We start from the raw sequence: 22,078 nt of genomic DNA, 5'->3' as shown, positions 1-22,078 counted from the left end.
TCCCCGGAACAGCACGCGCCGCGGGGCCCGGCGCGTGCGACACCCCCTGGATCCCTGTCATAGAGGCGATCCCGGGCTATCATGAAGCTGACATGAGCACACAGCATCTCACCTCCGTCGCACGGTCCGATCGACCGCGCCCCGCCTACCGGTTCCCGGCCACCTGGCCCCAGGGGCTCGGTGACCTGGTGCCTCGCCGAGCGCTGAGCTCGACGCTCAGTGTCCACCACATGCCGTTCATCTCGCGGATCGCCTATGTCGGCATGCTGGCGATGAGCGGCCTGATGCTGATCTTCCTGCTGCCCAGCTTCCTCATCTATCTGACGGGGCTGAACACCATCACCCAGGTGGCCGGCCTCGGTCCGGGAATCGTCGGGCTCCTGGTGGTCATGGCGAGCTCCGCCCTGGGCATCCTGCAGATCGCGCTCGTCCTCAAGGTCCCCGAGCGCCTCGAGTGGGTCCGTCTCCTGCTGACGGTGCTGCTGGCGATCTCCACTCTCGAGGCGGTGCTGCGCAGCTGGGCGTACCCGAGCGTGATCGGCATGGGCCTGCGGTGGGATCTCGGCATCATGGCAGTCATGGTGCTGCTGCTGTGGCTGCCGTCGTCGAACCGCTGGTTCACCTCGCGCTGACGGCTCACCGGAGACACCTGCACGCACCTCTCCCGGCGTGCCGCGCCCCGGGCACCCTAGAATCGAAGTCCACGGACCAGCGGTTCAGGAGGCCCTCCCTTGAGCTCCCACCAGCCAGACTCCCCTGAGAGCGCACCGACCCATCGCGGCCGCCTGGCGCTGGCCTGCGGGATCACCTGCGGGGTCGTCGTCGCCCAGTTCCTGGGCGCCTGGCTGACCGGCTCGCTGGCGCTGCTCACCGACGCCGTCCACTCCCTCACCGACTCCATCGGCCTACTGATCGCACTGCTCGCTGCCTCCCTCATGGGCAGAGCCCCGACCTCGGGCCGCACCTGGGGCTTCCGGAGGATCGAGGTCCTCGCGGCCGCGGTCCAGGCCCTGCTGCTGCTCGGCATCGGCACCTACGCAGCTGTCGAGGGCGTCGCCCGGCTCAGCTCTCCCCCCTCCGTGCCTGCCGGGGAGCTTCTACTCTTCGGGGCGATCGGGCTCGTGGGCAACGTGATCTCGCTGGCCGTGCTGAGCTCCGGCCGCCGCAGCAGCCTGAACCTGCGGGCCGCGTTCCTGGAGGTCCTCGCCGACGCGCTCGGATCCCTGGGGGTGATCGCCGCGGCCGCGGTGATCGCCCTCACGGGCTGGCAGCAGGCCGACGCCGTGGCGGCGCTGGTCATCGCCGCGATGATCCTGCCGCGCGCGGCGCTGCTGCTGCGGGAGGCCGGGCGCATTCTGATGGAGTTCACTCCGCGAGGGATCGACCTGGACGAGGTCCGTGAGCACATGCTCGCCCAGCCGCACGTCCACGAGGTCCACGACCTGCACGCCTCCACCGTGGCGTCCGGACTGCCGGTGATCACCGGTCACGTGGTGGTCGACGACGGCTGTTTCCACGACGGACACGCTCCCGCGATCCTGCACCAGCTGCGCACCTGTGTGGCCGAGCATTTCGACGTCAGCCTGGAGCACTCGACCTTTCAGCTGGAGACCGCAGAGATCGCCGCACAGGAGCGCCAGCGACACCGATGACTCACCCAGGCCGCCGTGGACCGGAGAACGAGCCTCCCGCGGATCTCAGCTCCAGACGCCGGAGGCGCCCCGTCGATGGGAGCCCACCAGGTGGGTGTCCACGACTCCGACCGCTTCCATGAGGGCGAACATGGTGGTGGGCCCCACGAACCGAAACCCGGCCGCGCGCAGCCGCTTGGCGAGCGCCTCGGACTCCGGCGACCGCGTGGGGACCTCGGCGAGGCTGCGCGGGACAGGCGTCTCCTTCGGCCGGTGGGACCAGATCAGCTCTGCGAGCCCGCCCTTCTCGCGCAGGTCCACGGTGGCCCGCGCATTGCCGATCGTGGCGGTGATCTTGCCCCGATGGCGGATGATGCCGGCGTCCTGGAGCAGCCGTTCGACGTCGTGCTGGTCGAAGCGCGCGACGGCGTCAGGGTCGAAGTCGGCGAAGGCCTGCCGGAAGTTCTCCCGCTTGGCCAGGATCGTCGCCCAGGAAAGCCCCGCCTGGAAGCCCTCGAGACTGAGCCGCTCGAACAGGCCGCGCTCGTCGCGGACCGGCATCCCCCACTCGGTGTCGTAGTAGTGGCGCATCATGTCACTGCCCATGGCCCATGCGGTGCGGGCCAGTCCGTCGGAGCCGACCACCAGCCCCTCCGTGTCGGTGGGCGGACCGGGGATCACGTCGTGCTGCTCGTGCTCAGGCATACCGGCACCTTAGCCCAGACCTGGGAACAGCGGGCTCCGGCTCCAGACCGGGACCGCATCAGGCCTCATAGATCATCAGGCTCCGCCCGTCGGGGTCGCGCACGGTCAGCGCGGGCCCTGGCCCCTCGACCCGCTCCGCCGGATGCCCGGCGGCAGTGAGCCGTGCGGCCAGCTCGGGGATCTCTTCGGTAGTTAGGAAGCCCAGGTCCACCAGCGCGGTGTGCCCTGCCGGATTGCTCTCTCCCGACGGCGAGGCGAGGGCGGACACAGGTTGCTCGTCGTCCGACGCGTGCAGTCCGATCATCCCGCTCGGGGCGTTCGGCACGGCGAGGGGGAGCCAGTCCCCAGCGGCGGCACCGGGTGCAGGCGCGTACCCGAGGTGGGCGAAGAAGGAGACGTCGGCCTGGAGGGCGTGGCTGCTGCGCACCGCCACCACGGTGAGTCTCGGTGTCAGGGGACTCTCGAGGAGCTCGCGCTGCCGGTAGTGGCCTGCGTCCTCGGTGAACCAGACGCCCTCCCCATGCGGGCCGGTCACTCCGGCGTGGCGACCTCGGCGCGCGTCCCACCACATGCTTCTCAACCCGTCCTCCTGCAGTCGGCCGGCGGTGTGCCGCGCGTCCTCGGCCAGGAACACCAGCTGCGTCTCCCCGTGGGACGCACCGGCCACCGCGGCATCGTCCGGGTCGAGCGCATGCACCGCGATCAGTCCTGCCGCTGCGGCGAGCACCCCGAAGGAGTCTCCGTGCTGGGCGAATCGTGGCCGCATCCCCAGCGTCTGCAGGAAGTCGACCATCGCCTCGGGGCGTGCGCTGAAACGATGCGGGCACAACGGGTGCGCAGGAATGCCGTCGCCGTGGTCCGTCATGGTGGGCTCTCCTCCTCGTGGTGCTCCCCGTGGCCCGGAGCCCGACACCGCGCCACCAGGGGCCTTCTGGACGACTCACGGACAGTTGCGCAATGCAACAGTGAGGGGCTGCTCCGGTGATACAAAGTTCCCATGACCGACGGCGCAGCAGAAGACCTCCACGACCTCGACCACCACATGGCCTTCCCCCGGCTGGCCGGCCTGACCATGAGTCCCGACGGTTCCCGGCTCGTCACCACCGTGACCACGCTCGACGAGAAGCGCACCGGCTACGTCACCGCGCTCTGGGAGGTGGACCCTTCGGGTGCGCGCGCCGCCCGCCGGCTGACCCGGAGCGCCGCGGGAGAGGCCGGTGCTACCTTCTCCGCCTCCGGGGACCTCTGGTTCACGTCGTGCCGCCCGGGAGAGACCGGCGAATCCGACGACACCGCTCTGTGGCGCCTCCCCGCAGAGGGCGGCGAGGCCACTGTGGTGAACCGTCGACCCGGCGGCGTCAGCCAGGTGATCTGCGCACGATCGGCCGATGTCACCGTGGTCACCGCTCCGCTGCTCCCGGGGGCCACCGACGAGGGTCAGCACGCCGTCCTGCACGCGGCACGCACGGACGGATCGGTCACCGCGATCCTCCATGACTCCTATCCCGTCCGCTCCTGGGACCACGACCTCGGACCTGCTCGTTCCGCCCTGTTCACGGTGGACGAGCAGGAGTCTCCAGAGCAGCCGCTGCCGCGCACCGAGGATGAGCTCCCCCGCAGGCTGCGCCACGTCACAGAGGGCCTGGGCAGCCGATTCGGCGGGGACGTCACGCTCAGTCCCGACGGCACCCGGGCGCTGATCTCGGTGCATGTGCCAGAGCCCGATGCCGACCGGCGCACCGCGCTCGCCCTGGTGGACCTGGTCTCCGGCGAGCGCAGGATGATCGCCGACGACCCCGACCACGACCACGCACCGGGCCCCTTCAGCCCTGACGGTCGCAGGGCGGTGGTGACGGTCACCCGGCGACCCGTCCCGAGCCGGGCCCTCGAGCCGAGACTGCATCTGCTGGACCTGGAGACCGGAGGGCTCTCCCCCACGGCTGACGCCGATCTGTGGCTCACCGCCTTCGACTGGCTGCCCGACGGATCCGGTGTCATCGCCGTCGCCGATGCCGACGGCCGGGGGCCGCTGTTCCGGGTCGATGTCACCGACGGTGCCGTCAGCCAGCTCACCCATGACGACGCCACCTACTCCGCCGCCGTCGTCTCCCCGGACGGCACCGCCGTGTTGGGGGTGCGCTCCAGCTACGCCCACCCCTCCGAGGTGGTGCGCGTCGAGCTGGACGAAGGCTCGGTGACCCGGCTGAGGAACCCCGTCCGGCGCCCGGAGCTCCCCGGTACGCTGACCGAGGTGGAGACCCACGCCGAGGACGGGGTGCGAGTGCGCGCCTGGCTGGCGCTTCCCGAGGGCGCGAGCCCAGAGGACCCGGCCCCGCTGCTGCTGTGGATCCACGGCGGCCCGCTGAGCTCGTGGAACCAGTGGTCCTGGCGGTGGAACCCGTGGCTGATGGTGGCACGGGGGTACGCGGTGCTGCTGCCGGACCCTGCGCTGTCCACCGGCTACGGCCAGGAGTTCATCCAGCGCGGCTGGAACTGCTGGGGAGAGGCGCCATTCACGGACCTGATGGCGATCACCGATGCCGCCGAAGCTCGGCCGGACATCGACCAGACCCGCACGGCCGCCATGGGAGGCTCCTTCGGCGGCTATATGGCCAACTGGGTGGCCGGTCACACCGACCGCTTCTCCGCGATCGTCACCCATGCCTCGCTGTGGGCGCTGGATCAGTTCGGGCCCACCACGGACGCCTCCTTCTTCTGGCGCAGGCAGATCGACGCGGCCATGGAGCAGAACCACTCCCCGCACCGATTCGTGGAGGACATCGTCACCCCGATGCTGGTGATCCACGGGGACAAGGACTACCGGGTGCCGATCGGCGAGGGCCTGCGCCTCTGGTACGAACTGCTGGAGAAGTCCGGCCTGCCCGCCGACGCCGAGGGCAACACCGTCCACCGATTCCTGTACTTCCCGCAGGAGAACCACTGGATCCTCACCCCGCGCCACGCGAAGATCTGGTACGAGGTGGTCCTCGGCTTCCTGGCGGAGCACGTGCTCGGCGAGAGTCGGAACCTGCCTGCGGAGCTGGGGCTGACTCCGCCGACCCAGGGCGACTGAGACGACTGAGACGACTGAGACGACTGAGACGACGCAACAGCCTCCGACGCCTGATTCAGCGCCGGATCTCGAAGCCCGAGGCCGGCAGCGAAGCCAGCTCCTCGTCGGTGGCACCACGTTCGTCCACATGGTCCACGCGCGCCTTCTCCGGGCCGCGGTGGCACCAGCGGATCAAGGCGTCCACCGCCGGCCCCTGGCCCCCGATGAGCACTTCGACGTCGCCCTGGTCAGTGTTGCGCACCCACCCGGTGAGACTAAGATCTTCGGCCTCGGACTGCGTGGAGGCACGGAAAAACACCCCCTGGACCCGACCGCTGACGCGCAGCAGCCGTCCGGTGGTGCAGCCACGGGAGGGGGCCGGTCGATCTGCGGACTGATCTGCCATGGCACCAGTGAACCAGGCGGGTCCTGGATCCACCACCCGGTGATACTGTGCCCCGTATGTCATCCCTCTCCGAGCTGCTGACACCTGCCGGGATCCGCCTGGATGCGGAGGTCCCCGACTGGCGCGAGGCACTCCGCGCCGCCGGCGCCCTCCTGGAGTCCCAGGGCATCGCCGATCACGAGTACACCCAGGCCATGATCACCTCTGTGGAGGAGAAGGGCCCCTACATCGTGGTGGCCCCGGGGTTCGCCTTCGCCCATGCCCGGCCCAGTGAGGGTGTGGCCCGCACCGGGCTGGCCTGGCTGCGCCTGGCCACGCCCGTCTCCTTCGGCCACGAGACCAACGATCCGGTGACCCTGGTGGTCGCACTCGCCGCCGTCGACTCGACCGCCCATACCCGTGCCATGGCCCAGCTGGCCCGGACCGTGGGCGACCCCGCCACCCGGAAGCAGCTGGACGCGGCGACCTCCGCGGAGGAGGTCATGCGCCTGCTCGGCGCCGAGCCGCCGCCCGAGGCCGCACCCCCGGCGCCGGATGAAGAGCCCCGAGCAGCCTCAGCCCCCCGGGCGGCACCTCATCCTCACCGTCTGCGGCAACGGCCTCGGCACCTCCCTGTTCCTGAAGAACACCCTGGAGCAGGTCCTCGACACGTGGGGCTGGTCCCCCTTCCTCACGGTCGAGGCCACCGACACGATCTCTGCGCGGGGTCGTGCCTCCGAGTCGGTCGCCATCCTGACCTCCGGGGAGATCGCCCGGACTCTGGGAGACGTCGGAGTCCCGGTGCGCGTGGTGGAGAACTTCACCAGCACCGCCGAACTCGACGCCGCCCTGCGCGACCTCTACGACGTCTGAGGCCGCCGCCGGCGCCTCCTCCTCCCTGATCGCTCCCTGACTGAAGGACCGTCCCATGGACTGGCTCGTCGCCGCCGCCCTGTTTCTCGTCAACGAGATCCTCAGCGTCCCTGCCTTCCTGATCGGCATCATCACCGCCGTCGGGCTCCTCGCCCTGCGGCGATCCGCCGGGCTGGTGATCGGCGGGGCGCTGAAGGCCACGCTGGGCTTCCTGCTCATCGGCGCCGGTGCCACGCTCGTCGTCGCCTCCCTGGATCCGCTGGGCGTGATGATCCAGGGCGCCACCGGCGCCCATGGCGTGATCCCCACCAACGAGGCCATCGTCGGCATCGCCCAGGAGCTCCACGGCGCCCAGGTGGCCTGGCTGATGATCCTCGGATTCGCCGTCTCCCTGGTGCTGGCCCGGCTCACTCCCCTGCGCTACGTGTTCCTCACCGGTCATCACATCCTGTTCATGGCCACCCTGCTGACCATCGTGCTGGCCACCGCCGGCTACTCCGGTACCGTCACCGTGCTGGTCGGCGGCGCCCTGCTGGGCATCCTGATGGTGTCGCTGCCCGCCCTGGCCCATCCGTGGACCCGGCGCATCACCGGGGACGACAGCATCGCCATCGGGCACTTCGGCACGGCAGGCTACGTCGCCGCCGGCGCGGCGGGCCGCCTGGTCGGCGGGCGCAGGAGCCGATCCACCGAGGAGCTCCGGCTGCCGGAGTCCCTGCGCTTCCTGCGAGACTCGATGGTCGCCACCGCACTGTCCATGGTGCTGATGTACGTGGTGATCGCGGCCATCTATGTCGCACGCGAGGGCGAGACCGCCTACGAGGCGTTCGACGGCGGCGCAGAGAACCTGGGCAACTTCATGATGCAGGCGGTCACCCAGGGCCTGCAGTTCGGTATCGCCGTGGCGGTGATCCTCTTCGGCGTGCGCACCATCCTCGGGGAGATCGTCCCCGCGTTCCAGGGCATCGCCGCCCGACTGGTGCCCGGGGCCATCCCCGCCCTGGACGCACCGATCGTCTTCCCCTATGCGCAGAACGCCGTGCTGGTGGGCTTCATCTCCAGCTTCGTCGGTGGCCTGCTGGGCCTGGCGGCCCTGTCCCTGTGGCTGAACCCCGCTCTGGGGCTCGCCCTCATCCTGCCCGGCCTGGTGCCGCACTTCTTCACCGGAGGCGCGGCCGGGGTCTACGGCAACGCCACCGGGGGACGTCGGGGCGCGGTGGCAGGCGGGTTCGTCAACGGCCTGCTCATCACCTTTCTGCCGGCAGGGCTGCTGCTGGTCCTCGGCGATCTCGCCGAGGCCAACACGACCTTCGGAGACACGGACTTCGGCTGGTTCGGCATCCTGATCGGCTACGGGGCCTCGATCGGATCCTGGGGCGGGCTGATCGCCGTCGGAGCGCTGGGGCTGCTGGTGCTCGCCTCCGCCATCCTGGTGCAGAAGAAGGTCGTCGACGCCGGCTGGGACCCTTCACCGCACCGGCCGGCTCCTGCGCGCGCCGGCGCGATCGAGACGGACTCTCCTGCTCCGGCGGACGCCGTCGGCCGTCACCCCAGGATCAGCCCGCCGCGCGGGGCACCGGCCCCGCCGCCCCGCCCCTGAGCGGGGTGCTCACCAGCGCTCGAGCACCGAGCCGGTGCGGGTCTCCTGGTCGTAGGCGTAGACCTCGAGACCGTCGATCCAGGTGCGCAGCACCCGGTTCCGAGTGTCCAGCGGATCGCCTGACCACAGCACGAGATCGGCGTCCTTGCCGACCTCCAGGGACCCGACCCGCTCAGCCACGCCCAGCACCTGAGCGGGGTTGATGGTGACGGCCCTCAGCGCCTCCGACGGCTCCATCCCCTCGCGGACGGCCAGGGCCGCCTGGTGCATGAGGAAGTCGATCGGCACCACCGGGTGGTCGGTGATGAGGGAGACCTTCACCCCGGCAGCGGCGAGGATCCCCGGCGCGGCCGGGGCGCGGTGGCGCACCTCCACCTTGCTCCGTGAGACGATCAGCGGCCCGTAGAGCACCGGAATGCCCCGCTCGGCGATGACATCGGCCAGCTTGTGGGACTCCGTGCCGTGGTCGAGGACCAGCTCGTAGCCGAACTCGTCGGCCAGCCTGATCGCAGTGGCGATGTCGTCAGCGCGGTGACAGTGCTGCCGCCACGGGATCTCTCGGTCCAGCACCTGCACCAACGCCTCAGAGACCAGGTCCACCGGGCGGTCCTCCACCGGCTTCTCCGCCCAGCCACGCGCCTCCGCGAAGGCCTTGCGCATGGTGAGCGCGACACCGAGACGGGTGTTCGGCGTCTTCTTCTGCTCTCCGTGGACCCGCTTCGGATTCTCACCCAACGCCGCCTTCAGCCCGGAGGGCGAGCGCAGCACCATCTCGTCGACGATCCGACCATGGGTCTTGATCGCCACGGCCAACCCGCCGATGGGGTTGGCGGAGCCCGGGTTGACGTTGACGCTGGTGATCCCGCCCGCCAGAGCGTCGTCGAACCCGACCTCTGTCGGGTTGATGGCGTCCACCGCACGGGCGGCGGCGGTGACCGGGTCGGTGGTCTCGTTGACGTCGGCGCCGGCCCAGCCCTCCCCCTCTTCGTGGATGCCGAGATGGACATGGGCGTCCACGAGGCCCGGCAGCACCCAGCGGCCCGCGGCCTCGATGGACTCATGCCCCTCCGGTGCCTCGACGTCCGATCCCAGGGCGGCGATCTTCCCCTCGGTGACCACCAGGGCCCCGTCGAAGGGCTCCCCGGTGACGGGCACGATGTGCGCACCCGTGATGACATAGTTTCTTTGTGCAACCATAAGGGAACCCTAGCGCATCTGCGGTTGCAGTCCTCAACTGAGCTGCTAGGGTCCGAAGTGGCGGCGTCGGAGCCTCCACACCGGCCGGCGCCGCGCCTGCCGCACCTCATGCCGGGGCGCGGCGTGCACGGAACGTCCCCCGATGAAGGAGGTCTTCACATGACGACCACCGTCCCCGACGTGACGGACCAGTACCCCACCCGCCAGGATGAGGCACCCCGGGTGATCCCGCGCCAGGATCCGGTGGTGCAGGGCACCGCCGAGCAGGGCCCCCTGGACGCCGAGACACTGCGTGGATTCGATGAGCGGGGCTATCTGACCATCGAGAAGCTGATCAGCGACGAGGAGCTGCGGCTCTTCCGCGAGGAGCTCCACCGAATGGCGCACGACCCCACGGTGAAGGCCGATGAGCGGACCGTCGTCGAGGCGAAGTCCCAGGAGGTCAGATCGATCTTCGACATCCACCGCTCCAATGAGGTGTTCCGGAGGATCGCCGAAGACCCGCGCGTGGTGGAGCGGGCCCGTCAGATCCTCGGGTCCGAGGTCTACATCCACCAGAGCCGGATCAACTACAAGCCCGGCTTCGTGGGCAAGGACTTCACGTGGCACTCGGACTTCGAGACCTGGCACGCTGAGGACGGGATGCCCGCCCCGCGGGCGGTGAGCATCTCGATCTCGCTGACCGACAACTACTCCTTCAACGGGCCGCTGATGATCATGCCCGGCTCCCACAAGCACTACATCAGTGCGGCGGGCGGCACTCCGGAGGACAACTTCAAGCAGTCCCTCGTCATGCAGGGCGCCGGAGTGCCCGATCCCGACACTCTGACGGAGTTCGCCGACCGCTTCGGCATCGATGTCCTCGAAGGGCCCGCGGGAGGCGCGATCATGTTCGACTCGAACTGCATGCACGCCTCGAACGGCAATGTGACGCCCTACTCCCGGTCCAACGTGTTCATCGTCTACAACTCGGTGGAGAACACCCCGGTGGAGCCGTTCGCGGCACCGGCGCCGCGTCCCGCGTTCCTCGGCAGCCGAGACTTCACCCCGGTCGGCGGCTGACACGCCTCGAACTGAGCTCCAGCCGCAGGAGTCACCGAGGACGCTGGAGGGCGATGACGGCGTCCATGTCGTCATCCGGGGCCAGCCGGTTGCGGTCGACGCTGCCGCAGGCGGAGCAGCGATGGATCAGGATGAAGCCCTTCTTTCCCGAGTGGTCGACCCCGATCGGCGCCATCACGGCACCGCAGTCGGCGCCCCGGTCCCCGGGCGTGAGGTCCACATGCCGTGAATGCAGGCAGAACGGACAGTGGTTGCGGTAGCTGCCCCCGGACTGCGGGCTGACCTGACGGCCGCAGTGGCCGCAGATGAATCCGGTGTTCTCCGCGGCGCGACTCATCGGCCGGTCGGGACGGACCCCGGAGTGGATCCCGACGCTCGGTCATGACGTGCCATGGCGGAGGCATAGAGGCACACCGTCGCCGCCGTGGCGACGTTGAGCGACTCAGCCTGCCCGTAGAGCGGTATGGAGACTCGGACGTCTGCCAGCGCCTGATGCTCGGCGGAGAGACCGTGGGCCTCGTTTCCGAGCAGCCACAGGGTCGGGGCTGCCGGATTCTCGAGGTCTGGCAGACTGGCCTCTCCCCCGCCGTCAGCCGCGAGGACCTGCAGTCCCGCCGCGCGGGCGGCGTCGACCAGCCGCTGCGGGTCCACCCCGGCGACCAGCGGCAGGTGAAAGTGCGATCCGGCGGCCGAGCGCACCACTTTGGGCGCCCAGGGGTCCGCACTGCCCGGGGTGAGGACGACGGCGGCAGCCCCGGCGGCGTCCGCCGTCCGGATGATGGTGCCCACGTTGCCGGGGTCCTGCAGACTCAGCAGGCCGGCGACGAGCCCGGCAGGCTGGGGACCCGTCCCTGCCGCATCTGTTGTGCCGAGCAGGGCGTCCACAGGGTCGCCTGCGCCCTCGCCGCCGCGTGTCTCCGGGATCCGGCACACGGCGAGCACTCCCTGGGAGGTCTCCGTGTCTCCCATGGCGGCGAGCACCTCTGCGGTGGCCTCACGCAGGAAGAAGCGGGCCTCCCGAGGCAGGGTGGACTGCGGGTCATACAGCTCTCCGCGGGCCTGGTCCAGCAGTGCCTGCACGTCCGGGTGGGAGGCCAGCGCCTCGGCGTCGAAGTACAGAGCGTCCAGCGTCGGCAGGCCGACAGCCGTGCTCTCCGGGCCGGCCCCCTGCTCCCAGTGGCGCAGCCACAGGTCCAGGGCCTCGCGCACCGGCTGGGGCCCTTCAGCGAGGAAGAGCCGCTGCCGGCGTCGACCGGCGCGGGTGGCCAGGGCTGCGACCTTCTTGACCCGGTCCGCCCGGGGGTTGCTCAGCACCTCGGGATCAGTCATGGCTGCCATTCTTCCTCACTGGGTCTGTGTTCACGGGCCGACGGCGGTCGGCGGCCCGCACGACGACGGCGCCCGTCCCTGGGGTCCAGGGACGGGCGCCGTCGTGAATCGGTGTCTGCCGATCAGGCTCAGGCGGCCTTCTTGGCATTGACGTCCTGCGGCAGGGCCTTGCGCGCGACGTCGACCAGGACCTCGAAGGCCTTGGCGTCAGAGACGGCCAGCTCTGCCAGCATGCGGCGGTCGACCTCCACCTCAGCGGCCTTCAGGCCCTGGATGAAGCGGTTGTAGGTCAGACCGTGTGCGCGGGATGCGGCGTTGATGCGCTGGATCCACAGGCGACGGAAGTCGCCCTTGCGCTTCTTGCGGTGCTGGTAGTTGTAGGTGTAGCTGTGCAGCAGCTGCTCTTTGGCCTTGCGGTAGAGGCGGGAGCGCTGACCGCGGTAGCCGGAGGCCCGCTCGAGGACCTTGCGGCGCTTCTTGTGGGCGTTGACCGCCCTCTTCACTCGTGCCACGTGAAATCTCCTTGTGCAGTAAGTCTTCTGGTGTTCATGCGCCGGTGCCGTGCAGAGTTCGCCGGTCCGGGCGCTCGATCATCGGCGTCGAGGTCCTGAGAGCAGGACGCTCAGATGCCCAGCATCCGCTTGATGCGCTTCTCGTCGGCCTTGGTGACGATGCGGTCACCGGCCAGACGGCGCGTCAGGCGGGAAGACTTGTGCTCCAGGTAGTGGCGACGGTTCGCCTGCTGGCGCTTGATCTTGCCGGAGCCGGTCAGCTTGAACCGCTTCTTGGCCCCGGAGTGGGTCTTCATCTTCGGCATGGTGCCGTTCTCCTTAGTTCGTGCGGACCTACAACGCCTTCAGTGCACGGCACGGATCCCACGGATCAGCTCCGAGAGACTCCGCCGTACGGCGGCGCAGAGGTGGGGCCGATCGGCATCATGGTCTCCGAGCCCCGACTGAATTCGCCGTGGACGAGGACTCCATGGGCCTCGGCCCCCTTGTCATAGGAACGACCGGATGCGGTGCGCAGTGCGCGGGCGGCATCCTGCCGTGAACCCGAAGATCCATTCTACGCCATGTGGCGCCCCACGGCATGTCGGGCATGGGACAGCCCTCCGTCCCACGTCAGCGGGATGGAGGGCTGCTCCGGCAGATCTGTCGACGGCGTCACCGGTCCTCAGCAGGACGAGGACGCCGACAGAGCCTGCCCTCGGCACGGCACGCGTGACGTGGCCGCCTCAGGACAGGTCAGGATGTTCAGAGGTTCTTGAGCTCGTCCGGCAGGTAGTCCGCCATGGAGTTGGACAGCGGCTGGGCGTCCTGCTTCTCCGTGGAGACACGCTCCTGGTTCTTCCGGGCGCGGCGGGTCGGGGTGCCCTTCGGCTCCGCCTCCGCGGCCTCCACAGCGGCCTCAGCGGCCTCCTGCTTCTTCACCTCGGCCTTGGTCTTCAACGGGCCGATGACCATCACCATGTGACGGCCGTCCTGGCGCGGGGAGGACTCGACCGAACCCAGATCCTCCACGTCCTCGGAGAAGCGCTGAAGGAGCCGCACGCCCATCTCAGGGCGCTGCTGCTCACGACCACGGAACTGGATCATGGCCTTGACCTTGTCACCGGCGGCGAGGAACCGACGGGCACGGCCGACCTTGGTCTCATAGTCGTGATCATCGATCTTGAGGCGGAAACGCACCTCTTTGAGAATGGTGGTGGTCTGGTTCTTCCGAGACTCACGAGCCTTGACGGCAGCCTCGTACTTCCACTTGCCGAAGTCCATCAGCTTGCAGACGGGAGGCTTCGCGCTGGGCGCGACCTCGACCAGGTCCAGACCCGCCTCGGAGGCCAGCCTCTGGGCGTCCTCGATCCTGACGATGCCGACCTGCTCCCCCTGCGGGCCGACGAGGCGGACTTCCGGAACTCGGATCCGTTCATTGATACGTGGTTCGCTGATCTGTCTAGCTCCTGTTGTGATGACGATGGCGAGTGGGCGTCGTCGGCATTGAGCCCCGCATGCGGAGTGCGAGATGACGCCCGCTTCGGCGCTCAGTGCACGCGTCGCGCGCACACCGAGACATATGACAAGCTTACCAGCATGCAGAGTGAGCAGAAGAACCACCCCGACGCCGGCTCCCCCATCGAGGCGCCGGAGGCCGAGGACGTGAAACAGGCCGTGGACCAGCAGGCCCGGGACATCGCCGAGGTCCCGGCCGTGGAGCTGATCAACACCGTGGCGGTGCACCTGATGAGTGCGGCCGCCGTGAAGACCGGCCTGGCCGACGACCCGGAGGCAGAGGCCCTGAAGGACCTCGACGAGGCGCGGAAGCTGATCACCGCACTGGCCGGCCTGATCACCGCCGCGGCTCCCGAGGTGGGGTCCACCCACGCCGCTCCCCTGCGCGACGGGCTGCGCTCCCTGCAGCTCGCGTTCCGGGAGGAGTCCCTGGTACCAGACGCCCCAGGCAAAGGCCCGGGCGAGAAGTGGACCGGCCCGGTCAACTGACCACTCGGCCCGCCGGCCGGCTCAGGACGTGGCGTCGAGCCAGTCCCGAGTCGGCTGGACGAAGGCCAGCAGCATCGCCAGCGCCGCAGGGACGACGAAGAGCAGTCCCACCTGCCACAGACCCCCGGCGAAGAAGCTGAACGAGAGCACCACGATCAGCAGCTGGAGGACCATCGCCGGCGTGCGCGCTCCGGCCGCGCCCATGAAGATGCGGAAGCCCAACAGGATCAGGATGGCGCCGAAGAGCAGGTAGAGCACCAGCATGGCGATCATCCCCACCGTGTCGAGCACTGCGGACTCCGAGACGACGAATGAGGCGACGGTGTTGATGCCCAGGGCCAGCCCCTGCATCAACAGGATCAGGAAAATCACCCATACCGGCCAGGGGCGCGAGCGAGCCTGCGTGAACCGGCGCGGCCCCTGCGGGGCGTTGAAGTCCGGCTGGGGCGAGTCACGGGGCGAGTCCTTCTCGGGCATGCCCCCATTGAACCACCCTTCACTCAGCGCCGGCCTCGACGCCTCGTGCCTACCGCCGCGCCGCTCAGCCCTCTGGGACTTCACCGCGGCGCGAGGCACCCCACCCCGGGACGTCGATGCGAGGACCAACACCTCCGAATCCGCTCAGATCCACCTTTCTGCTGTGATCAATCCCACAGGGTTTCCGGCGCATTTCCGCCCTGCGAAGTCTTGTTTGCATCCCGTTAACGTGTCAGCCTTGAGCACGTACTTATTCGGGTCTGGCAGTCCTGTGACCCTGGCGGCGCAGATGCGCCGTCGCGGTCATCGTCCCGCACCGACAACTGAACTTCTGCCTCCCGGAGGCGGCACCGACTCCCCGGAGGCTCCCCTGCCTCGGGTCGAGGAAATGCCGCAGCACCCACCCGAGCAACAGCGGCCCGCAGCGGTCGCAAGGAGTAGTGATCCCCATGGATTGGCGCAGTCGAGCCACCTGCCTGGACAAGGACCCCGAGCTCTTCTTCCCCGTCGGCAACACCGGCCCAGCCCTGTTGCAGATCGAGGAGGCCAAGAGCGTCTGCCGCCGGTGCCCTGTGATGGACACCTGCCTCCAGTGGGCTCTGGAGACCGGTCAGGACGCCGGTGTCTGGGGTGGCATGAGCGAAGACGAGCGGCGGGCTCTCAAACGTCGTGCAGCCCGCGCACGCCGCGCATCATAGGCGACTGAGCCGGTTCCGGGGGGTCTGACCGGTCCTGACCTCGCGTCACGGCACCGCCTCGCCCCACCGCCCCACTGACTTCACGATGGCTGGTCCACGCCGCACGGCGCGGGCCAGCCATCGTCGTGTCAGGCTGCCTGGGTGACGTCAGTGCTGGGGCCCCAGAATGGGAGCCCGGAGCATGACCTGTGTGCCAGACGGCTCGCCGTCGGGTCCCTGGCCCGGGCTCCATTCGATCACCCCGGAGAGCTCACCCCGTACCAGGGTCTTGACGATCTGCAGTCCGAGGCCCGGTTCCCAACCCTCTGCGGGCAGGCCGACTCCGTCATCGACGATCTCGAGCTCCAGCCGTTCCCGTCCGGCCGCATCCGCGGAACGCCTCACCGACATCTGCACCACGAGCTTCCGACCGGCCGGATCTGGTCCGAAACCATGCTCCACCGCGTTGGCCACGACCTCGGTGATCACCAGTGCCAACGGGGTGACCATGTCCGGTGAGAGCTGACCGAAGCTGCCCGTCAGGCGTGTCTCCACTCGACGCTCCGACTGTGCCATCTCCGCGGCCAGGCGGAGCTGCCGACGCATGAGCTCGTCGACGTCGACGCTCTCCTCCAACCCTTTGGAGAGCGAATCATGGACCATAGCGATGGTCTCCACCCGGCGCATCGCCCGGCGCAGCCCTTCACGTCCCTCCTGCGAGTCCATCCTGCGCGACTGCATGCGCAGCAGGGCCGAGACGGTCTGGAGGTTGTTCTTCACCCGGTGGTGGATCTCCTTGATCGTCGCGTCCTTGCTCATCAGCTGCCGGTCACGACGACGCAGCTCCGTCACGTCGCGGCACAGCACCAGCGCCGCGAACCGCTCGCCCTCCTTGTACAGGGGGATGGAGCGTAGCGTCACCGCTGCGCCGTGAGCCTCGAGCTCCGCGCGCATTGCCCGCCTGCCGGTGAGCAGCAGCGGACGAGTCTCATCGACCACACCACCGGCCGCGCGCTCCAGCTCAGCGCCGATCCCCGCCAGAGAACGCCCCTCCAACGAGTCGGCCACCCCCAGCCGGGACAGCGCGGAGACGGCGTTCGGGCTGGCGAAGGTGATCTTGCCCTCCACGTCCAGGCGCAGCAGCCCGTCCCCCACGCGCGGGGCGCCGCCGTAGGCGCTGAACTCCACATGGGTCTCCGGCCAGCGACCCTCACGGACCATGACCAGGAGGTCCGAGGCACAGCGCCGGTAGGTCAGCTCAAGCCGGGACGGGGTCCGCAGTGTGGTGACCGAGAAGTGCAGGGTCATCACCGCCAGAGTCCTGCCTCCGCGGATCAGCGGAATCGCGGTCACACGCATCCGCGCGGGCGCAGGACGCCCCTCGTCCGAGGAGTTCGTCTCCACCTGGTAGCGCCAGGCCCGCTCCACCATGGGTTTGAGGTCCGCACGGATCCTGTCCCCGACGACGTCGCGATGCACCACCGTCTGAGTGGTGGAGGGCCGCGCCTGGGCCAGTGCGATGTAGGAACGACCCTCCGCCGTGACGAAACCCTCTGCGGTGTGGGGGAACCACAGCACCAGATCCGAGAAGGCCAGGTCCGAGAGCATCTGCCAGTCGGCCACCAGCGCGTGCAGCCAGTCGGCGTCACCCGGATGAAGATGCGGGTGACGGATCAGCGGATCCTCGAAGACGGCCACAGCTCAGCCTCCGATGAGACCGCGGAGATGCCGCAGCAGCACCGTCAGCGATGCGATGTTGTCGGTCTTGAGCTGATCGACCTCCGCCACCAGCCGCTCCGCCCGACTGATCTTCGTCTCGTTCTCCCGCCGCCAGGCAGCCATGCGCTCGTCCGCAGATCCCGGCTCGGTCCGCTCCAACACTGAAGAGGTCACGTCCCGGATCGCGTGATACAGCTCGTCGCGCTGGGCTCCGCGCGCCAGGGCCTGCCACTTGTCCTTCCGCGGCAGCCCGGTGATGCGTTCCAGCAGCGAGTCCGCACTGAACTCCTCGTAGACCTTGTAGTAGATCCCGGCGACCTCGGTGGAGTCGACCCCGTGCTCCCGAGCGAGGTCCGCGACGTCGAGCAGCGAGAACGTCTCGAAGAGCTCGGCGACCCATCCGGCCAGGTCCTCCGGCATTCCGGCGGAGACCACCTCGGCCTTCTTCTCCACCACCCGAAGGTGGTCCTCGCCGCGCAGGTGCTCGGAGAGGTGGCCGTAGAGCGGGCGGATGTGCTCGGCGAGGAGCTCCACGTCCTCCTGCACGGAGGTTCCGCGCGGAGCATGGTTCACGCACCAGCGCACCGCCCGGTCCAGGAGCCGGCGCATGTCCAGGTAGGTCAGGGCCCACTCTTCCCGAGGGAAGCTCACCGGCAGGCTCCGCATCGCGGCGTCGAACTCGTCGAGACGGAAGAGCTCCCGCACCGTGGCGAAGGCACGCACCACCTGCGCCTCCGAGGCGAAGGTCTCCTCCATCGCGCGGAAGACGAACGTGGCTCCGCCCATGTTGATCACATCGTTGGCCAGCACGTTGGCGATGATCTCTCGATGAAGCGGGTGCCGCGGCAGCTCCGAGGCGAAGCGCGAGGTGATCTGCTGGGGGAAGTAGTCCTCCAGCAGAGAGGAGAACCAGTCATCATCAGGCAGCTCTGAGGCGACCAGGGCGCCCTTGAGCTGGATCTTCGCGTACGCCACGAGCACCGCCAGCTCCGGAGAGGTCAGCGGCTTGGCCGCGTCACGGCGCTCCTCCAGCTGCAGGTCGGTGGGCAGCACCTCCAGCTCGCGGTCCAGTCCTGCGGAGTCTTCGAGCCAGCCCATGAGCCGCTGGAAGCTGGGAGACCAGTCCCCCATCCGGTGGCGGTCCGTCATCAGCAGGATGTTCTGGTCCCGGTTGGTCTTCAGCACCAGCTCGGAGACGTCGTCGGTCATCTCGCGCAGCAGCTCGGTGCGCTCCTCCGACTGCAGGTGCCCCGAGGAGATCAGCTGGTCCACCAGGATCTTGATGTTGACCTCGTGGTCGGAGCAGTCGACGCCGGCAGAGTTGTCGATCGCATCAGTGTTGAGCCGGACACCCCCCTGGGCGGCCTCGACACGGCCGGCCTGGGTGAGCCCCAGGTTGCCGCCCTCACCGACGACACGCACACGCAGCTCCCGACCATCAACGCGGATGCCGTTGTTGGCCCGGTCCCCGACCTCATCGTGGGTCTCCTGCGAGGCCTTGACGTAGGTGCCGATGCCCCCGTTGTAGAGGAGATCCACCGGTGCCTTCAGCAGCGCGTTGAGGAGCTCCGGCGGGGTCATGACCTCGACCTCGGCAGGAAGGTCGAAGCGGCGTCGCATCGGCTCGGTGATGGTGATGGTCTTCGCGGTCCGGGAGAACACCCCGCCGCCGTCGGAGACCAGCTCCTGGTCATAGGCGTCCCAGCCGGAGCGCCCGGCGGCGAAGAGCCGACTCCGCTCCTGGAAGGAGGCGGCGGAGTCCGGGTCGGGATCGATGAAGATGTGCAGGTGGTTGAACGCGGCGACCAGCCGGATGTGCTCGGAGAGCAGCATCCCGTTGCCGAAGACGTCGCCGGACATGTCACCGATGCCGACGACGGTGAAGTCCTCGGTCTGCGTGTCGTGACCCAGCTCGGAGAAATGCGTCTTGACCGACTCCCAGGCGCCGCGTGCGGTGATACCCATGGCCTTGTGGTCATAGCCCACCGATCCGCCGGAGGCGAAGGCGTCCCCCAGCCAGTGCCCATACTCCGCAGAGACCTCGTTCGCGGTGTCGGAGAAGGTGGCGGTGCCCTTGTCGGCCGCGACCACCAGGTACGCGTCGTCGCCGTCGTGGCGGACCACGTCCTCGGGCGGGACGATCTGCATCCGCCCGTCCCGCTCCACCTGGTTGTCCGTGATGTCCAGCAGCGCACGGATGAAGACCTTGTAGGCCTCCCGGCCGGCTTCGAACCAGACGCCGCGGTCCTCGGCCGGATCCGGGAGCTGCTTCGCGTAGAAGCCGCCCTTCGCTCCGGAGGGGACGATGACCGCGTTCTTCACCATCTGTGCCTTCACCAGGCCAAGGACCTCGGTGCGGAAGTCCTCCTGACGGTCGGACCAGCGCAGCCCGCCGCGGGCGACCTTGTCGAAACGCAGGTGCACACCTTCGACCTCGGGAGAGTACACCCAGATCTCATGGGCGGGACGCGGCTGCGGTGCCGAGTCGATGCTGCCGGGGGTGAGCTTCATCGACAGCCAGTTCCGCCCCTGGTAGGCGTTGGTGCGCTGTGTGGAGTCGATCAGGTTCAGCAGGGTGGAGAGCACACGATCGGCGTCCAGGGTGCGCACGGTCTCGAGGGTCTGGACCACCCGCTGCCGGGTCTCGGCCATCAGCTCGTGCCGGTCGCCCTCCAGGTGGGGGTCGAACCGCGCCTCGAAGTAGGCCACCAGCGCCACCGACACCTCGGGGTTCTGCAGCAGCGCCTCGGCCAGGAACGCGTAGGAATGGGAGGACCCCAGCTGGCGCATGTACTTCGCATACGCCCGCAGCACGGTGACCTTGCGGATGGACAACCCCAGGCGCAGCACCAGTCGGGAGAAGATGTCCGACTCGGCGGTGCCCACCAGCACGTGGCTGTAGGCCTCCTTGAGCAGGTCGATCGTGGTGTGCGGATCGACGCCGGTCGGGTAGCACAGACCAAGATCATAGAGGTAGAAGTTCGTGCCGTCTTCACAGGTGAGCGTGTACGAACGCTCGTCCAGGATCGAGAGGCCGAAGTCATCGACGGTCGGCAGGGTGTCGGTCAGCGTCTTGGGCTCGGTGAGGTAGAGCTTCAGCCGCATATGCGCGGGATCATCGCCGCGCGGCGGGTAGAACTGCATGCGCGGTCCGTCCTGCGGATGGCGCTCCAGGGTCTCGAACTGCGTGATGTCGGCCAGCGCGTCGGAGACTTCGTAGAGCACCCGGTAGTCCTCCGGGAACGCCTCGCCCCAGCGGCGGGCCACGTCCTCGGCCCGTCTGCCGGAATACCGCTCAGCGGCCTCCTGGGAGATCCCCTCCGACCAGGACCGCACAGCCCCGGCCAGACGCCGCTCCAGCTCGTCAACCCCCACCTGCAGCTCCGCGGCGTCCTCCCCCAGGCGCAGCCGGAAGAAGACCCGGGCCAGCACCGACTCGGTGAGCCACACCGTGAAGTCGATGGACTCGGCATCGATATGGCGCAGCAGCTCCTGCTCCACGCGCTGACGCACCGCGGTGTTGTAGCGGTCCCTGGGCAGGAAGAGCAGGGCGGTCATGAACCGCCCGTAGTGATCCTCGCGCAGGAACAGCTTCACCCGACGGCGCTCCTGCAGCTGCAGGATCTGCCAGGCCGTCTCCTCGATCTCCTCGATGTCCATCTGCAGCAGCTCGTTGCGCGGATAGGTCTCGAGGATCTGCATCAGGTCCGACCCCGAGTGCGAGTTCGGGCTGAAGCCCGACCGGTCGAGCAGCTGACGCGCCCGCGAGCGCAACAGCGGGATGTTCTGGATGGATTGGGTGTAGGCCCGCTGGCTGAACAGGCCGACGAAGCGACGCTCGCCGCGCACGGTCCCGTCGGGACCGAAGGTCTTCACCGCGACGTAGTCCATGTAGGTGCGGCGCCGCACCGTGGAGCGGGAGTTGGCCTTCGTGATCACGAGCGCACGTCGCTCTCGGGCCCGAGCCCGACCCGCCTCGGAGAGCTCGGTGGTGCGGTGCAGAGTGCCCTTCCCGCGCTTGTGCGTGAGGATGCCCAGTCCCGTCTCGATCACCGGCTCCAGGTGCACCGAGCCGTCGGTGTGCTCGTCCAGCTCGTATTCGCGGTAGCCCAGGAACAGGAAGTTGCCGTCGGCCATCCAGTCGAGCAGGTCAGCAGACTCCTGGGACTCATGGAGCCCTTCGGCCTCGCGCAGCAGTCCGGCGGCGCCACGGGCCTTGCCGATCATGCGGTTCTGGTCCCGGTGGCTGACCTTGACGTCGTCGACCACGCTGTAGAGGCCCTTGACGAGGGACTCCGCCCGCTCGGCAGGCAGCACTCGGTCCAGCTCCACGGCGATCCAGGACTCGACGTCAGTGTGCTGATCGGGGTCAGCCAGCACGGAGAGGTCCGGCAGGGTCTGGGTGTCTCCGGAGGACAGCCCTCGCTGAGGTGCGGGGACGGAGCGCACGCCGAGCACCTCACGGCTCTCCAGGCTCCGGCTGACCAGGAAGATCGGATGGACCACCAGAGACATGGCGTGGCCCTGGCGAGAGATCTCCGCGGTGACGGAGTCGACGAGATGAGGCATGTCATCAGTCACGACCAGGGCGATGCTGCGCCCCGCGACGGTGACGACGTCGGCCTGGGGCGAGGAGTCCGTACGACGCCGGGCGACCTCCAAGTGGCGGGTCACCCGCTCTCGCTGATGCTCCGAGCTGACGGACCACAGATCCTCTGGAGCGATATGCGCGTAATACGCACTCTCCAGGTTCTTGAGATCAGCGTCATCACGGGTCCAGAGGGACTTCTCACCGGCCATGTGCACTCACTCTTTCTGGGTCTTCGATGCCCCATCCATGGGCCGGACCACGGTGTCCGGCCTTGCTGTGCCA

The 22,078-nt window shown here is 68.8% G+C and carries 20 protein-coding genes and 1 pseudogene; 9 read left to right on the top strand and 12 right to left on the bottom strand.

The features are described from left to right. Nucleotides 1-92 precede the first annotated feature (92 nt). Nucleotides 93-632 carry a hypothetical protein gene (locus HNR09_RS12060; protein ID WP_179542269.1) on the top strand — a complete coding sequence of 180 codons (540 nt, stop codon included), beginning with the start codon at nt 93-95 and terminating at the stop codon, nt 630-632. A gap of 99 nt (nt 633-731) precedes the next feature. Further along, complete coding sequence (locus tag HNR09_RS12055) at nt 732-1,652, top strand: cation diffusion facilitator family transporter (RefSeq protein WP_179542268.1); 921 nt, start codon at nt 732-734, stop codon at nt 1,650-1,652. Between the two features lie 45 nt (nt 1,653-1,697). Here HNR09_RS12055 and HNR09_RS12050 read toward each other — a convergent pair whose 3' ends face one another. Continuing rightward, on the bottom strand, nt 1,698-2,336 hold the full coding sequence (locus tag HNR09_RS12050) for a DNA-3-methyladenine glycosylase I (protein ID WP_179542267.1): 639 nt from the start codon (nt 2,334-2,336) through the stop codon (nt 1,698-1,700). 58 nt (nt 2,337-2,394) lie between these two features. Next, on the bottom strand, nt 2,395-3,201 hold the full coding sequence (locus tag HNR09_RS12045; protein WP_179542266.1) for a VOC family protein: 807 nt from the start codon (nt 3,199-3,201) through the stop codon (nt 2,395-2,397). Between the two features lie 132 nt (nt 3,202-3,333). On the opposite strand from HNR09_RS12045, the gene HNR09_RS12040 reads away from it, so the two are divergent. Next, on the top strand, nt 3,334-5,409 hold the full coding sequence (locus tag HNR09_RS12040) for a S9 family peptidase (RefSeq protein WP_179542265.1): 2,076 nt from the start codon (nt 3,334-3,336) through the stop codon (nt 5,407-5,409). A 55-nt stretch (nt 5,410-5,464) separates the two neighbouring features. Here the strand turns inward: HNR09_RS12040 and HNR09_RS12035 are convergent, their stop codons facing one another. Beyond that, on the bottom strand, nt 5,465-5,794 hold the full coding sequence (locus HNR09_RS12035) for an acylphosphatase (RefSeq protein WP_179542264.1): 330 nt from the start codon (nt 5,792-5,794) through the stop codon (nt 5,465-5,467). A 56-nt stretch (nt 5,795-5,850) separates the two neighbouring features. Between HNR09_RS12035 and HNR09_RS16515 the strand changes: the two are divergent. From HNR09_RS16515 to ulaA, 3 genes and pseudogenes are all read left to right on the top strand, one after another. Beyond that, nucleotides 5,851-6,228, top strand: a pseudogene (locus HNR09_RS16515) (PTS sugar transporter subunit IIA); the annotation flags it as partial. Nucleotides 6,229-6,328: 100 nt separating this feature from the next. Then, nucleotides 6,329-6,646, top strand: coding sequence for a PTS sugar transporter subunit IIB (locus tag HNR09_RS16510; RefSeq protein WP_343047536.1), 318 nt, complete (start codon nt 6,329-6,331; stop codon nt 6,644-6,646). Nucleotides 6,647-6,701: 55 nt separating this feature from the next. After that, on the top strand, nt 6,702-8,246 hold the full coding sequence (gene ulaA / locus HNR09_RS12025; RefSeq protein ID WP_179542263.1) for a PTS ascorbate transporter subunit IIC: 1,545 nt from the start codon (nt 6,702-6,704) through the stop codon (nt 8,244-8,246). 9 nt (nt 8,247-8,255) lie between these two features. On the opposite strand, the gene HNR09_RS12020 is transcribed toward ulaA, so the two are convergent. After that, nucleotides 8,256-9,443, bottom strand: coding sequence for an amidohydrolase (locus tag HNR09_RS12020; protein ID WP_179542262.1), 1,188 nt, complete (start codon nt 9,441-9,443; stop codon nt 8,256-8,258). A gap of 159 nt (nt 9,444-9,602) precedes the next feature. Between HNR09_RS12020 and thpD the strand changes: the two genes are divergently transcribed. Beyond that, nucleotides 9,603-10,505, top strand: a complete 903-nt coding sequence (gene thpD / locus HNR09_RS12015) for an ectoine hydroxylase (protein WP_179542261.1) — start codon at nt 9,603-9,605, stop codon at nt 10,503-10,505. 31 nt (nt 10,506-10,536) lie between these two features. Here thpD and HNR09_RS12010 read toward each other — a convergent pair whose 3' ends face one another. The 5 genes from HNR09_RS12010 to infC form a co-directional block, all read right to left on the bottom strand. Next, nucleotides 10,537-10,842, bottom strand: coding sequence for an RNHCP domain-containing protein (locus HNR09_RS12010; RefSeq protein ID WP_179542260.1), 306 nt, complete (start codon nt 10,840-10,842; stop codon nt 10,537-10,539). After that, the gene (locus HNR09_RS12005) at nt 10,839-11,834 is read right to left on the bottom strand and encodes a TrmH family RNA methyltransferase (protein ID WP_179542259.1); all 996 of its coding nucleotides are present in this window, start codon (nt 11,832-11,834) and stop codon (nt 10,839-10,841) included. Before HNR09_RS12005 ends, HNR09_RS12010 begins: the two co-directional genes overlap by 4 nt. 128 nt (nt 11,835-11,962) lie before the next feature. Continuing rightward, nucleotides 11,963-12,346 carry a 50S ribosomal protein L20 gene (gene rplT / locus HNR09_RS12000; RefSeq protein WP_179542258.1) on the bottom strand — a complete coding sequence of 128 codons (384 nt, stop codon included), beginning with the start codon at nt 12,344-12,346 and terminating at the stop codon, nt 11,963-11,965. Nucleotides 12,347-12,456: 110 nt separating this feature from the next. Beyond that, on the bottom strand, nt 12,457-12,651 hold the full coding sequence (gene rpmI / locus HNR09_RS11995) for a 50S ribosomal protein L35 (protein ID WP_070159257.1): 195 nt from the start codon (nt 12,649-12,651) through the stop codon (nt 12,457-12,459). Between the two features lie 439 nt (nt 12,652-13,090). Next, nucleotides 13,091-13,897 carry a translation initiation factor IF-3 gene (gene infC, locus HNR09_RS11990; protein WP_378937178.1) on the bottom strand — a complete coding sequence of 269 codons (807 nt, stop codon included), beginning with the start codon at nt 13,895-13,897 and terminating at the stop codon, nt 13,091-13,093. 27 nt (nt 13,898-13,924) lie between these two features. Here infC and HNR09_RS11985 point away from each other — a divergent pair, with 27 nt between their 5' ends. Further along, nucleotides 13,925-14,332, top strand: coding sequence for a DUF1844 domain-containing protein (locus tag HNR09_RS11985; RefSeq protein ID WP_179542257.1), 408 nt, complete (start codon nt 13,925-13,927; stop codon nt 14,330-14,332). Between the two features lie 21 nt (nt 14,333-14,353). Here HNR09_RS11985 and HNR09_RS11980 read toward each other — a convergent pair whose 3' ends face one another. Then, a complete protein-coding gene (locus HNR09_RS11980; protein ID WP_179542256.1) occupies nt 14,354-14,809 on the bottom strand; it encodes a hypothetical protein in 456 nt (151 codons plus the stop codon). 449 nt (nt 14,810-15,258) lie between these two features. On the opposite strand from HNR09_RS11980, the gene HNR09_RS11975 reads away from it, so the two are divergent. Beyond that, nucleotides 15,259-15,507: a WhiB family transcriptional regulator gene (locus tag HNR09_RS11975; protein ID WP_179542255.1), complete on the top strand. Its 249-nt coding sequence runs from the start codon at nt 15,259-15,261 to the stop codon at nt 15,505-15,507. 147 nt (nt 15,508-15,654) lie between these two features. Here the strand turns inward: HNR09_RS11975 and HNR09_RS11970 are convergent, their stop codons facing one another. Both HNR09_RS11970 and HNR09_RS11965 read right to left on the bottom strand, forming a co-directional pair. Next, entirely contained in the window at nt 15,655-17,184 is a 1,530-nt protein-coding gene (locus HNR09_RS11970; RefSeq protein WP_179542254.1) for a histidine kinase N-terminal domain-containing protein, read from the bottom strand. Nucleotides 17,185-17,187: 3 nt separating this feature from the next. Further along, entirely contained in the window at nt 17,188-22,005 is a 4,818-nt protein-coding gene (locus tag HNR09_RS11965; protein ID WP_179542253.1) for an NAD-glutamate dehydrogenase, read from the bottom strand. Nucleotides 22,006-22,078: the final 73 nt, after the last annotated feature.

It is taken from the genome of Nesterenkonia xinjiangensis, from assembly GCF_013410745.1.
Taxonomy (GTDB): domain Bacteria; phylum Actinomycetota; class Actinomycetes; order Actinomycetales; family Micrococcaceae; genus Nesterenkonia; species Nesterenkonia xinjiangensis.
This window is presented reverse-complemented; position numbering and strand designations above follow the sequence as displayed.

What these genes read in the sequence shown, in the direction of transcription:
- HNR09_RS12060 (WP_179542269.1), top strand. Translation starts at nt 93, where the DNA reads ATGAGCACACAGCATCTCACCTCCGTCGCACGGTCCGATCGACCGCGC.
- HNR09_RS12050 (WP_179542267.1), bottom strand. Translation starts at nt 2,336, where the DNA reads ATGCCTGAGCACGAGCAGCACGACGTGATCCCCGGTCCGCCCACCGAC.
- HNR09_RS12045 (WP_179542266.1), bottom strand. Translation starts at nt 3,201, where the DNA reads ATGACGGACCACGGCGACGGCATTCCTGCGCACCCGTTGTGCCCGCAT.
- HNR09_RS12040 (WP_179542265.1), top strand. Translation starts at nt 3,334, where the DNA reads ATGACCGACGGCGCAGCAGAAGACCTCCACGACCTCGACCACCACATG.
- HNR09_RS12035 (WP_179542264.1), bottom strand. Translation starts at nt 5,794, where the DNA reads ATGGCAGATCAGTCCGCAGATCGACCGGCCCCCTCCCGTGGCTGCACC.
- HNR09_RS16510 (WP_343047536.1), top strand. Translation starts at nt 6,329, where the DNA reads ATGAAGAGCCCCGAGCAGCCTCAGCCCCCCGGGCGGCACCTCATCCTC.
- ulaA (WP_179542263.1), top strand. Translation starts at nt 6,702, where the DNA reads ATGGACTGGCTCGTCGCCGCCGCCCTGTTTCTCGTCAACGAGATCCTC.
- HNR09_RS12020 (WP_179542262.1), bottom strand. Translation starts at nt 9,443, where the DNA reads ATGGTTGCACAAAGAAACTATGTCATCACGGGTGCGCACATCGTGCCC.
- thpD (WP_179542261.1), top strand. Translation starts at nt 9,603, where the DNA reads ATGACGACCACCGTCCCCGACGTGACGGACCAGTACCCCACCCGCCAG.
- HNR09_RS12010 (WP_179542260.1), bottom strand. Translation starts at nt 10,842, where the DNA reads ATGAGTCGCGCCGCGGAGAACACCGGATTCATCTGCGGCCACTGCGGC.
- HNR09_RS12005 (WP_179542259.1), bottom strand. Translation starts at nt 11,834, where the DNA reads ATGACTGATCCCGAGGTGCTGAGCAACCCCCGGGCGGACCGGGTCAAG.
- rpmI (WP_070159257.1), bottom strand. Translation starts at nt 12,651, where the DNA reads ATGCCGAAGATGAAGACCCACTCCGGGGCCAAGAAGCGGTTCAAGCTG.
- HNR09_RS11985 (WP_179542257.1), top strand. Translation starts at nt 13,925, where the DNA reads ATGCAGAGTGAGCAGAAGAACCACCCCGACGCCGGCTCCCCCATCGAG.
- HNR09_RS11980 (WP_179542256.1), bottom strand. Translation starts at nt 14,809, where the DNA reads ATGCCCGAGAAGGACTCGCCCCGTGACTCGCCCCAGCCGGACTTCAAC.
- HNR09_RS11975 (WP_179542255.1), top strand. Translation starts at nt 15,259, where the DNA reads ATGGATTGGCGCAGTCGAGCCACCTGCCTGGACAAGGACCCCGAGCTC.
- HNR09_RS11965 (WP_179542253.1), bottom strand. Translation starts at nt 22,005, where the DNA reads ATGGCCGGTGAGAAGTCCCTCTGGACCCGTGATGACGCTGATCTCAAG.